We start from the raw sequence: 12,449 nt of genomic DNA, 5'->3' as shown, positions 1-12,449 counted from the left end.
GCCGCCCGCCGGATGTCGGCGGCGGCAGCGGCCTGGGTGGAAGGAGAGGGCGCGATGAAGCGGGGCGGGCCGTTCAGCGCACCGCCGCCGGCGGCGTGACGCGCCGCGCGCCGTGGAAGCTCAGCCCTTCGGCGGCCATGTCGCGCAGCAACTGCGGCGCGGCGAACTGCGCGCCGTGGCGGGCGGCGAGGCGGTCGCATTCGGCCACCACTTCGGCGATGCCGATGGTGTCCATCATCGAGAACGGGCCGCCCAGATAGGCCGGGAAGCCGACGCCGAGGATGGAGCCGACGTCGCCGTCGGCCGGATCGAGCAGCACGCCGTCGGCCATCGCCCTGGCGGCATCGACGAGCTGCGCGTACAGCATGCGCGTCCTGACCTCGTCGACCGTGGGCTGCTCGGCCAGCGGCGGAAACAGCTCGGCCAGGCCCGGCCACAGCTTCTTGCTGCCGTCCTCGGCATAAGCGAAGAAGCCCTTGCCGTTCTTGCGGCCATGGCGGCCGAGTTCGCCGGCGAGCTTCTCGACCAGGCGGAAGGTGGGCGTCGGCACGAAGGCGTCGCCTTCGTCGCGCTTGCGCTGCTGGCTGGCATGCCAGGCGGTGTCGAGGCCGATCTCGTCGGATACGGTGAGCGGGCCGACCGGAATGCCGGCCATCTTCGCCGCGTTCTCGATCAGCGCCGGATTCACGCCTTCGGTGACCATCACCAGGCTTTCGTTGATGTAGGCGCCGATGAAGCGGCTGGTGAAGAAGCCGGGGCCGTCATTGACCACGATCGGCGTCTTTTTCATCGCCTGCGCGAGGTCGAGCGCGCGCGCCAGGGTTTCGGGCGAAGTCCTGCGGCCGAGGATGATCTCGACCAGCGGCATGCGCTCGACCGGCGAGAAGAAGTGCATGCCGATGAAGTTCTGCGGCCGCGCGCCGGCTTCGGCCAGTTCGCTGATCGGCAGCGCCGATGTGTTGGAGGCGATCACCGCATGCGCCGGCAGCACCGCTTCCAGCTTGCGCGTGATGCCGGCCTTGAGCGCGCGATCCTCGAACACCGCCTCCACCACCAGCTCGACTTCGGCCAGCCCGGCGTAGTCGGTCGTGGGGTGGATGCGGGCGAGGATGACGTCGGCCTCGTCCCGGCTCGTGCGGCCCTTGGCGATGTCCCGCTCCAGGCGCTTGGCGGCGTAGCCCTTGCCCTTGTCGGCGGCCTGCCGGTCGCGGTCGATCAGCACGGTTTCGATGCCCAGCCTGGCGCAGTGGAAGGCGATGCCGGCGCCCATCAGGCCGGCGCCGACGACGCCGATCCTGCGGAATGTCGTCCGCGCGATGCCTGCGGGGCGGTGCATCAGCTTGTCCGCCTTGCCCTTGTTGATGAACAGGGTGCGGATCATGTTGCGCGACACCGGATCGAGCTGCAGCAGCGTGAAGTACTTGGCCTCGACTTCCAGCGCCTTGTCCATCGGCAGCTGCGGGCCTTCGTACAGGCAGGACAGGATCGCCTTCGGCGCGGGCAGGTTGTGGAAGGTCTTCGCCTGCAGCATCGCGTTGCTGACCACCAGCATCTGCGCCACCGCGGGTGAGGACGGGCCGGCGCCGCCCGGCAGCTTGTAGCCTTTCTTGTCCCACGGCTGCACCGGGTCGCCTTCCTCGATCAGCCAGCGTTTCGCTTCGGCGATCAGGTCGGCGGCCGGCACGATGCGGTGGATCAGGCCCATCTTCAGCGCCTTCTCCGCCGACAGCGCCTGGCCCTCCATCAGCACCGGCATCGCCGCCTGGATGCCGATCAGGCGCGGCACGCGCTGGGTGCCGCCGCCGCCCGGCAGCAGGCCGACCTGCACTTCGGGTAGGCCGAGCCGGATGCCCCTGGCGTCGGCGGCGACGCGGTAATGGCAGGCCAGCGCGATCTCGGTGCCGCCGCCCAGCGCGGTGCCGTTGATGGCGCAGGCGACCGGCTTGCCGCAGGTTTCCATGCGCCGCAGCACTCGCGACAGCGAGGCGTTCCGCGCCAGCCGCTCGGCCACCGGCGTGTCCCGGTCGGCGCTGTTCTGGCTGGAGTTCAACGAAGCCTCGATCTGCTTGAGGTCGGCGCCGGCGGCGAACACCGGCTTGCCCGAGGTGAAGATCGCGCCCTTGATCGCATCGTCGCCGGCGAGGCGTTCGATGGCGGCCTCGATCTCGTCCATGAACTTCATGTCCATGACGTTCATGTTGCTGTCGCGGCGGTCGAAGAGCAGGGTGGCGATGCCGTCGGCGTCCACCGAGACGTGGATGACTTCAGTCATGAGTGTCGATTCCTTCAGGATGTCGGGTGGGGCTCAGACGAGCTCGATGATGGTGGCGCTGCCCATGCCGGCGGCTTCGCACAGCGAGACCAGGCCGGTGCCGACCTGGCGGCGCTCCATCTCGTCGAGCAGGGTGCCGAGGATCATGGCGCCGGTCGCGCCGAGCGGATGGCCCATGGCGATCGCGCCGCCATTGACGTTGATGCGCTCGTGCGGCACCGCGAGGCGTTCCATCAGGCACAGCACGACCGAGGAGAAGGCTTCGTTCAGTTCCCACAGGCCGATGTCCGAGGCCGTCATGCCGGCCTTCTTCAGCGCCTTCTGCGCGGCATGGCTGGGGGCGTCGAGCATCAGCGTGGGCTCGGAGCCGACGGCGGCCACCGAGCGGATGCGGGCGCGCGGCTTGAGACCGGCACGCGCGCCGGCTTCGGCATTGCCGACCAGCACCGCGGCGGCGCCATCGACGATGCCCGAGCTGTTGCCGGCGTGGTGCATGTGCTCGATGGCCTCGAGCTGCGGGTATTTCTGCAGTGCCACGCCGTCGAAGCCGTACTGCGTGCCCATCTCGAGGAAGGCGGGCTTGAGCGCGGCGAGCGATTCGAGCGTGGTGTCGGGCCGCAGCGCCTCGTCCCTGGCCAGCACCGGCAGGCCGAGCACGTCCCTGACCGGCACCACCGAACGCTCGAACCAGCCGTTCGCCCATGCCCGCGCGGCGCGGCGCTGGCTTTCCAGCGCATAGGCGTCGCACTGCCCGCGGCTGAAGCCGTGCAGCGTGGATAGCAGGTCGGCGCTGACGCCCTGCATGGTGAAGTACATCTTGAACGCGACCTGCGGATCGAGCGCCATCGCGCCGCCGTCGCTGCCCATCGGCACCCGCGACATGCTTTCGACGCCGCCGCCGATGGCCATGTCGTTCTGGCCGGAGGCGACCTTGGCCGCGGCGAAGTTCACCGCTTCCAGCCCCGAGCCGCAATAGCGGTTGAGCTGCATGCCCGGCACGCCGTGGTCGTAGCCTGCCACCAGCGCGGCGACGCGGGCGATGTTGCCGCCCTGTTCGCCGACCGGCACCACGCAGCCGAGCAGCACGTCCTCGACCAGGGTGCTGTCCAGGCGGTTGCGGTCGCGCAGGGCCTGCAGCATCTGCGCGGCGAGCTGCACGGGCGTGATTTCGGCGAGCGCGCCGTCGGCCTTGCCCTTGCCGCGCGGCGTGCGTACGTGGTCGTAGATGAAGACCTCGGTCATGACTGTCCTTTGTCGAAGGTGATGGTCGGGAGGACGACGCTCCATGGCGGCAGGCGTGTCGATGAAGGCCATGCTAGGGCAGGCGCCGGGGATTCCTGGAAATCCGAGTTTGAAACCGAACGTGATCGATATACGATCCGTATGGTGTTGAAAGAAATGAAGTTTTTTGCGCTGCAAAAAACCGAACAAAAATGTCGTGCCGGGCGGGCTTCGAAGGGTGAGACTTCGAAGGGCGGCCGGAGACAGGGCAGGGAGGCGGATCATGGGCAGGCAGACATCGAGGGCGGCTCCCGCGGCCAGGCAGGGCAGGACTCCGCGTGCGCAGGCCCCGGCCGTGCGCGCCGGGGCCGAGCCTGGCGCACGGCGCGCCCAGCCGTCGCAGGCGCGTGCGCGTTTCACCGTCGAGGCGATCATCGGCGCGGCCGACGAATTGCTGCGCACGCAGGGCGTGGATGCCGTCACCACCCGCAACGTGGCGCAACGCGCGGGTGTCTCGATCGGCGCGCTCTACCAGTATTTCCCGAACAAGGAGGCGATCCTGGTCGAGATCAGCAAGCGCATCATGGACGAGGCCTCCGTCGCCGCCTCGCCCGAGCTTTTCCGCCTCAACCGCCAGTCGCTGGACGAACTGCTGCAGGCCTTGTTCCGCAACACGGTGCAGACCGAAAAGCGGCTGCTGTCGCTGGGCAAGGACTTCTATCGCCAGTACGCCCGCAACATGCAGTTCGGCCGCGCGCAAGGCCTGGGCCGCGGCGATTGCAGCTCGGAGCAATTGGTGGCCAACTCGGAGCGTCTGCTGCAGCAGCATGCGGAAGAAATCGGCGAGCCCGACACCGCGTTGGCCGCCTTCATGCTCGTGCGCGGCATGCGCATCCTGCTCGCCACCGTCGTCGAGGAGCGGCCCGAACTGCTCGACTCTCCTTCGCTGGAGCCGATGCTGGTGCGCATTGCGCGCGGCATGCTCGATTCCCGCCAGGACCCGGCCGAGCCCTAGAAAAAGAGAAAGGGCGCCGACGGTTGCGTCGGCGCCCTTTGGTCTGGTCGGCGTCCGGAGGGTTCAGGAGCGCAGCGGCTGCGATACGGCGGTGGTGCGCATCGCGCCGGGCTGCTTGGTGCCTGCATCGCTCAGGCCGGGCCGGGTATGGCCCGGGCGGCTGCGGTCCGAGCGGGCTTCGCGGCCCACGCCCAGCCAGCAGGCCAGCGCCGGCAGCAGGAAGATCGCGCCGAGCACGTTCACCAGGAACATGAAGGCCAGCAGGATGCCCATGTCGGCCTGGAACTTCAGCGCCGAGAAGGCCCAGGTGCCGACGCCGATCGACATCGTCACCGCGGTGAATACCGCCGCGGTGCCGCGCTGGCGCATCGCTTCGTAGAAGGCTTCGCGCAGGCCGTAGCCGCGTTCGGCCATCTCGTGCTGCAGGCGCTCGTAGATGTAGATGCCGTAATCCACGCCGACGCCGACGCCGAGCGCGATCACCGGCAGCGTGGCGACCTTGAGGCCGATGCCCAGCAGCGCCATCAGCGCGTTGCACATGATGGTCACCAGCATCAGCGGCACGATCACGCACAGCACCGCGCGCCAGGAGCGGAAGGTCAGCCAGCACAGCAGCGAGATCGAGGCGAAGATCGAGGCCAGCATCTGCACTTCGGCCGTCTCGACCGCCTCGTTGGTGGCGATCGCCACGCCGGCGTTGCCGCCGGCCAGGCGGAAAGTGACGTTGGGCGTGTGGTCCTGGTCGATGAAGGCGCGGGCCTCGTCGACCACGTGCTTGAGCGTCGAGCCCTGGTGGTCGTTCAGGTAGACGGCGAGGTGGATGGTCTTGCAGCCGTGCGAATTGAGGCCGTTCTCCGGGTTGGCGGCGCGGCCGCCGGTGCGCAGTGCCGCTTCGGTGCGCTGCAGCGCGGCCCAGCGCGGATTGGCCTCGTTGTTGCCGGCGGCGTACAGCTTGGCCATGCTCGCCACGGTGCTGACCGACTGGACGCCGTCGAACGCCGCGCATGTGGAGGTCGAAGCGCTCGACGGCGTTCATGACGTCCCAGTTCAGGCAGGCTTCCTGGAGGTTCTCGGTTTCCGCATAGACCGACAGCACGTCCATGCCGATCGAGTAGTTGCTGATGATCGTGTCGTTGTCGAGGTTGTAGCGCGAGTCGGCGTGCAGCTCGGGCACGCCGCTGCCGATGTCGCCGGTCTGGAGCTGGCGCGAGTACCAGGTGGCGGCGGCCAGCAGCACCAGCATCACGGCGAAGGTGACCAGCGCCGGGCGCGGTTCGGACAGCGCCGAGACCTTCCACCACATCGGGTGCTTTTCCTTGTTGTCCACCGGCTGGTCGAGCGCCATGCGTTCGAGGTGCAGGTGGGACAGGATGATGGGCATGAACATCTTGTTGGTCATGATCATCAGCGCGACGCCGAGGCAGGCGGTCAGGCCCAGCTCGTGCACGATCGGGATGTCGATGACCATGATGACGAGGAAGCCCAGCGCGTTGGCGAGCAGGGCCATGATGCCGGGAATGGCGAGCTTGCGGAACGCGCCTTCGGCGGCTTCCATCGCGGTCTCGCCCGCCAGCACGTCCTGCTTCCAGGCGTTGGTCATCTGCACCGCGTGCGACACGCCGATCGAGAAGATCAGGAAGGGCACCAGCACCGACATCGGGTCGATGCCGTAGCCGATCAGCGGCAGGATGCCCAGCAGCCAGATCACCGGCAGCAGCGCCACCGCGATCGCCAGCACGGTGAGCTTGAGCGAGCGCGAATACAGCCACAGCAGCAGCGAGGTGGTGACGAAGGCGACGAGGAAGAACATCACCACGGTGAACAGGCCGTCCATGACGTCGCCCATCACCTTGGCGAAGCCGACGATCTGGATGTCGATGTCGCCCTGGGCGAATTCGGCGCGGATCGCCTCGAGCTTGCGCGCGACGCCGGCGTAGTCGAGCTTTTCGCCGGTTTCCGGATTGACTTCGAGCAGGTCGGCCTGCACCAGCGCCGACTTCAGGTCGTTGGCGACCAGGCGGCCGACCACGCCTGACTTGGCGACGTTGGCGCGCACCTGGTTCAGGCCTTCCGCGGTGGCCTCGAAGCGGGCAGGGATGACGACGTCGCCGTTGAAGCCTTCCTCGGTGACTTCGATGTAGCGCACGTTGGGGGTGAAGATCGAACGCACGCTGCCGCGATTGACGCCAGGGGTGAAGAAGACTTCGTCATTGACCTTGCGCAGCACCGGCAGGAAGTCGGCGTTGTAGATGTCGCCTTCGCCTTTCCATTGCACGCTGATCAGGATGCGGTTGGCGCCCGAGAAAGTGCCCGAATGTTCCAGGAAGGCCGCCATGTACTCGTGCTTGAGCGGAATCAGCTTGTTGAAGCCGGGGTCGAGGCGGGTGTTCAGCGCCGAGTAGCCGAGGCCCAGCGTCAGCAGCATGAAGAACAGGCCCAGCGGCTTGCGCCACCGGATCAGCATGCGGGCCATGACGGCGACGAAGGCGTCCGTCCGGGAGGGGGTGTGGGCGTGGCTCATTCGGTGGCTCCGTCTTGCGTGTTCCGTGGGGCGGGAGAGGGCGTGCGGACCTGCAGGCCGCCGTCGCTCGACAGCAGCCAGCGGCCGTCGCCGGCAAGGGCGATGTCGGTCAGGCTGGCGCGGCCTTCGCGGTTGGCGATGTCGAAATGCCGGCCGCCGTCCTTGCTCGACAGCACCATGCCGCCCTGGCCGACGAGCAGCAGTTCGCCGCCGGGCAGCAGGGCGTGGCCGTAGATCGAGACCGGCGCGGGGATCCTCGCCGCCTGCCAGGAATCGCCGCCGTCGGCGCTGGTGAACACGTTGCCGCGCATGCCGTAGGCCACCCAGCGTTCGCCGCCGAGGTGGGCCGCGCCGTACAGCGAGCCGTTGTAGAAGGGCGGAACGATCGCCCAGTTTTCACCGCCGTCGTCCGAGCGCAGCACGGTGCCGGCCTCGCCGACGATCAGCCAGTGGCGGCCGTCGGCCGACGAGGCGATGTCGTTCAGGTGCCAGTCGCTGAGATCCGGCAGCGCGTCCGGCGACCAGTTGCGGCCGTCGTCGGTCGAGCGCAGCACCTGGCCGAAGGCGCCGATGGCCAGCCAGTCGCCCGAAGGCAGTTGGCGCGCCGACATCAGCGGCTCGCCGTTCCGCTCGCTGAAGTTGGCTTCCTGCCAGTGCAGGCCGCCGTCCTCGCTGCGCAGGATCCAGCCTTCGTGGCCGAGCGCCAGGCCGCGCTTGCCGTCGGCGAAGACGACGCGGGTGATGAGCGCCTGGCGGTCCTGCGACAGCGCCGCCTTGGTCCAGGTCTGCCCGTCGTCGGCCGATACCAGGATCGAGCCCAGTTCGCCGGCGACGACGATGCCGGCGTCGGTGCGCTCGATGGTGGTGAGCTGCATGTTGTCGATCGGGATGCGCGTTTCCGCGAGCGGAGGCACGGGCCTGGGCGAGAACGCATAGATGCTGGCGGCGGTGACGATCAGTGCCATCGACATGCCTACGGGGGCGAGCATGGGGGTCTCCTCACTTTGTATCCGGATGCCGTCCGGAGACGGTGGCGGGGTGTGCGAATTATTGATCCGGCAGCGCTGGAGGCATCGTCCAAAAGGGTTACTGAGGGGCTGCCGACGGCTTGTAGAAGTGTTGCCGAAGGTTTGCCGTCCTCGCCGGATGCCTGCCGGGCGGTGGCGCTCCGAAGCTTGTCCAGCTTTTCGATGCCGCTGCGCGCGCCGTCAAAATCGATTCTTGATCCTTGTATTGAAAGGAAAAACCGGGATTTTCAGAGCCATCCGCGTTAGTCCGTTCAGACGATGAGGGCGGCAGGGGCCTGTGGAACATTGTGCCCACTGCGGCAGCGTCAGCCGCAAAACACATTGCGACACGCCCGCATCGGCGATCATGGAGGACAGGTAGATGGGCTCGATTGACAAGGATCTGATTCCCGGCGTTCTGGCCGAGGACTACATGACGCCCGAGGCGGTGGAACTGCTGGCGCGGGCACGGGCGATGGTGCCCAGGCTCGCCGAGCGCGCCTTCGACGCCGAGCAGGCCGGCAGGGTGCCGCCCGAGACGGTGGCGGAAATCAGCGACGCGGGCCTGTTCCGCGTGCTGCAGCCGAAGCGCTTCGGCGGCTACGAGCTGGATCCGCGGGTGTTCTACCGCATCCAGATGACGCTGGCCGAAGGCTGCATGTCCACCGCCTGGATCTACGGCGTGATCGGCGTGCACAACTGGCAGTTGCCGCTGTTCCCCGAGCAGGCCCAGCAGGACGTTTGGGGCAGGGACACTTCGGTGCGCATCGCCTCGACCTACATGCCGACCGGCAAGGCCGAGCCGATCGAGGGCGGCTACCGCTTCTCCGGGCGCTGGGGCTTTTCCAGCGGCTCCGAGCACTGCGACTGGATATTCCTCGGCGGCCTGCTGCCGAAGAAGGACGGTTCCGGCGCGCTCGAGCATGCGACCTTCCTGCTGCCCAAGGCCGACTTCCGCATCGAGCACAATTGGGACGTGCTCGGCCTGCGCGCCACCGGCAGCCACGACATCGTCGTCGATGGCGCCTTCGTGCCCGAGCACCGCACCCAGCGCACCAACGATCACAGCGACGCCGGCTGCCCGGGGCGCCAGACCAATCCGGGCTGGGTGTATCGCATCCCCTTCACCCAGGTGTTCCAGCGTGCGGTGTCCTCGGCCTGCATCGGCGCGCTCGATGGCGCGATCGCCCATTTCCGCGAGCGCGCCGCGGCCCACGTCGGCAAGCATGGCGCCAAGACGGCAGAAGACGTCAACGCCCAGCAGGCGGTGTCCGAGGCGATGATGGCCACCGACCAGCTCAAGCTGGTGCTGCTGCGCAACTACGCCCGCATCGTCGAATGTGCCAAGACCGGCGAGGCGATGCCGGTGGAGGAGCGCCTGCTGCAGCGCGCCCAGGCGTCGCAGGTGCCCAAGCTGTGCGCCGCCATGGTCGCCGAGCTGATGCGCGCCTGCGCGGCGTCGGGCACTTACCGGACAAATCCGATTGAGCGCGTGTTCCGCGACATCCACCAGTCCCGCGCCCACATCGCCAACAACGCGGACGCCTATTCGCGCGCCCACGGTGCGGTGATGCTCGGCCTGCCGAACGCCGATCCCTACATCTGAGCATCGCGCCATGACAGCCCCGCGCCATCACCGCCTCACGGTCCGGGCGGTCGTCGACGAGACGCACGACGCCAAGTCGCTCGTCTTCGACGTGCCGCCGGAACTGGCCGATGTCTTCAAATACCGGCCGGGCCAGTTCCTGACCCTGCGCCTGCCGGTGCTCGGGCGGCATCTGCCGCGCTGCTACTCGATGTCGAGCGCGCCGACGCTGGATGCCAGCCTGCGGGTGACGGTCAAGCGGGTGCAGGGCGGGCGGGGTTCGAACTGGCTGTGCGACCAGATCCGCCCCGGCGACGCGCTGGACGTGATGGCGCCCGCCGGGGTGTTCACACCGGTTTCGCTACAGGATGACTTCGTGCTGTGCGCCGGCGGCAGCGGCATCACGCCGGTGTTCTCGATCCTGCGTTCCGCGCTGGCTCACGGCCAGGGCCGCATCCTGCTGCTGTACGCCAACCGCGACGAGCGTTCGGTGATCTTCCGCGACGAGCTCAACGCGCTCGCCGCGCAGCATTCCGCCCGCCTGCGGGTGATCCACTGGCTCGACTCGGTGCAGGGCGTGCCTTCGGTCGCCCAGCTTGCCGAACTGGCGCGCGACTGGCGCCACGCCCAGGCCTTCATCTGCGGCCCCGGCCTGTTCATGGATGCGATGGTGTCGGCGCTGGCGCAGGCCGGCATGGATGGCGAGCACGTGCACGTCGAACGTTTCGCCTCCCTGCCCGACGAGGAGGACGTGGCCGCGATCAATGCTGCCGCACCTGCGCCGGCGACGGGCGTCGAGCGTGCCACGGTGGAGATCGAACTCGACGGCGAGCTGCATGTGCTGGAGGTCGCCGGCACCGAAACCTTGCTCGATGCGGCGCTGAAAGCCGGCATCAACGCGCCGTATTCCTGCCAGGCCGGCATGTGCGCGTCCTGCATGTGCCAGATCGTCGAAGGCGAGGTGCATCTGCGCCACAACGAAGTGCTCGACGCCAAGGACCTGGCCAAGCGCTGGACGCTGAGCTGCCAGGCGCTGCCGCTCAGCGAGCGCGTCAAGGTGCGCTTCCCGGGCTGATTCTTCCGCGCCCGACGTGCATTCCGCGCGGCGGGCGGCTTTTCGTTGCACCCCAAAAAAACTCGAACAAGGAGTAGGGAGATGAGTTTTTCCATTCCATTCCGCCGGGCAGGCGCGAGGACCGGGCGGCCTGCCGGTACGGCGCTCGCGCTCGGCATCGCCTTGATCGGTGCCGGCGCGCAGGCCGCGCCCACCGTCTATCTGGGCGACGAAACCACGCTCGACTATTCGCTGACGCTGTCCTATACCGCGTCGGCGCGTACCTCGAAGGCCGCGCGCGAATACCTGGATGACCTCAACAGCGACGACGCCACGCGCAACTTCAAGCGCGGCGCGCTGGTGAACAACCGCGTCAGCGCGCTCGGCGAATTGCGCCTGCGCCACGACAACGTCGGTGCGATGCTGCGCGCCAACACCTTCTACGACGCGGTGTACCGCGGCAGCAACGACAACGACTCGCCCGGCACGGTCAACAAGATCGGCGCGGCGGACGAATTCGTCGGCAAGACGCGCAGGCGCAGCGGCCGTGATTCGCAGTTGCTCGACGCATTCATCTACGGCAACTGGGTGGTGGGCGACGAGCAGTATCTGTCGCTCAAGCTCGGCCGCCATGTCGTCGCCTGGGGCGAGAGCCTGTTCTGGGCGAACATCAGCCAGGGCCAGTTGCCGGTCGATGCGACGAAGTTCAACGTGCCCGGCACCGAGGCCAAGGAGTCCTACCTGCCGGTGGGGCAGCTCTCGGCGACCCTGACCCTGAACGACAGCCTGAGCCTGACCGGCTACTACCAGTACGAGTGGGAAGAAACACGGCTGAACCCGGTGGGCGATTTCTTCGGCTCCGACACCTTCGGGCCCGGCGCGCAGTTCCATCGCCTGGCGCCCGGCGTCATTTCCGCACTGCCGGACAACAGCTTCGCGGTGGCCAACTTCGCCGGCGAGATCAAGCCGAAGGACTCGGGGCAGTGGGGCGTGGGCCTGCGCTACCAGCCAACCGACGCGATCGAGATCGGACTGTTCCACTACCGCTACCACGATCGTGTCGGGGCGATGCTGTTCGACTTCACCGGCACCACCAATTATTCGTCCTTCTCGCGCTTCGGCCGCCGCGCTTCGCCGGGCAGCGCGCCGTACTACAAGCTCGCCTATTTCGACGACATCAAGCTCACCGGCATCAGCCTCAGCAGCAAGATCGGCGACAGCGTCCAGTTCGGCGGCGACCTCAGCTACCGCGACGGCGCGCCGGTCTATCTCGACAACGGCAGCCCGGCCCGCGGCCGCTACCTGCAGGGCAACGTCAATGCCCTCTACATGATGGGTCCGAGCGCGCTTGCCCACCAGACCACGCTGATGGGCGAAGTGGTGCACCAGCGGATCATGGGCGTGGATGCGCTGACGGTCAGCGGCGGCATGGCCGGACAGAACGGCCGCTTCTCGAAGTATGTATATGACGGCCAGACGCGCGGCTCGACGCTGATCGGCCTGGGCGCGATCTTCGACTACCCGAGCGTCTTCAGCGGCTGGGACCTGAGCACGCGCGCGACCTGGACGCAGAACGTACAGGGCAGCGCCTATTCAGGCATGGGGCGCGATGAAAAGCGGCTGACCCTCGGCGCCGACCTCAAGTATCTCGGCAACCTGTCGCTCGGCCTCACCTGGGTCAACTACCTCGGTTCGCCCAGCCTCAGGCACCAGCGCACGATGGCCGACCGCGACTACGTCTCCTTCAACGCCAAATACACTTTCTGAGACGCGA

General features: G+C 67.8%; 8 protein-coding genes and 1 pseudogene. 4 read left to right on the top strand and 5 right to left on the bottom strand.

The features are described from left to right. Positions 1–73: 73 nt before the first annotated feature. Positions 74–2,272 carry a 3-hydroxyacyl-CoA dehydrogenase NAD-binding domain-containing protein gene (locus QM748_RS10305; protein ID WP_415246887.1) on the bottom strand — a complete coding sequence of 733 codons (2,199 nt, stop codon included), beginning with the start codon at positions 2,270–2,272 and terminating at the stop codon, positions 74–76. 33 nt (positions 2,273–2,305) lie between these two features. Beyond that, entirely contained in the window at positions 2,306–3,514 is a 1,209-nt protein-coding gene (locus QM748_RS10300) for an acetyl-CoA C-acetyltransferase (RefSeq protein WP_415246886.1), read from the bottom strand. Positions 3,515–3,776: 262 nt separating this feature from the next. Here QM748_RS10300 and QM748_RS10295 point away from each other — a divergent pair, with 262 nt between their 5' ends. Beyond that, positions 3,777–4,508, top strand: a complete 732-nt coding sequence (locus QM748_RS10295) for a TetR/AcrR family transcriptional regulator (protein WP_415246885.1) — start codon at positions 3,777–3,779, stop codon at positions 4,506–4,508. Between the two features lie 63 nt (positions 4,509–4,571). Here QM748_RS10295 and QM748_RS10290 read toward each other — a convergent pair whose 3' ends face one another. The 3 genes and pseudogenes from QM748_RS10290 to QM748_RS10280 form a co-directional block, all read right to left on the bottom strand. Further along, positions 4,572–5,468 (bottom strand): efflux RND transporter permease subunit, encoded by an 897-nt coding sequence (locus QM748_RS10290; protein WP_415246884.1) that lies wholly within the window; start codon positions 5,466–5,468, stop codon positions 4,572–4,574. Between the two features lie 358 nt (positions 5,469–5,826). Next, positions 5,827–6,843: pseudogene (locus QM748_RS10285) on the bottom strand (efflux RND transporter permease subunit); the annotation flags it as partial. Between the two features lie 182 nt (positions 6,844–7,025). Next, positions 7,026–8,018: a WD40/YVTN/BNR-like repeat-containing protein gene (locus QM748_RS10280; RefSeq protein WP_415246883.1), complete on the bottom strand. Its 993-nt coding sequence runs from the start codon at positions 8,016–8,018 to the stop codon at positions 7,026–7,028. A gap of 400 nt (positions 8,019–8,418) precedes the next feature. Between QM748_RS10280 and QM748_RS10275 the strand changes: the two genes are divergently transcribed. The 3 genes from QM748_RS10275 (at position 8,419) to QM748_RS10265 (ending at position 12,442) form a co-directional block, all read left to right on the top strand. Further along, positions 8,419–9,642, top strand: coding sequence for an acyl-CoA dehydrogenase family protein (locus tag QM748_RS10275; protein ID WP_415246882.1), 1,224 nt, complete (start codon positions 8,419–8,421; stop codon positions 9,640–9,642). A gap of 10 nt (positions 9,643–9,652) precedes the next feature. After that, complete coding sequence (locus tag QM748_RS10270; RefSeq protein WP_415246881.1) at positions 9,653–10,696, top strand: 2Fe-2S iron-sulfur cluster-binding protein; 1,044 nt, start codon at positions 9,653–9,655, stop codon at positions 10,694–10,696. 81 nt (positions 10,697–10,777) lie between these two features. Beyond that, positions 10,778–12,442 carry a DUF1302 domain-containing protein gene (locus tag QM748_RS10265; RefSeq protein ID WP_415246880.1) on the top strand — a complete coding sequence of 555 codons (1,665 nt, stop codon included), beginning with the start codon at positions 10,778–10,780 and terminating at the stop codon, positions 12,440–12,442. Positions 12,443–12,449 lie beyond the last annotated feature (7 nt).

The organism is Thauera sp. (genome assembly GCF_047601425.1).
Lineage (GTDB): Bacteria > Pseudomonadota > Gammaproteobacteria > Burkholderiales > Rhodocyclaceae > Thauera.
Note: the sequence above shows the minus strand (reverse complement) of the source record. Positions and strands in the feature narration are given on the sequence as shown.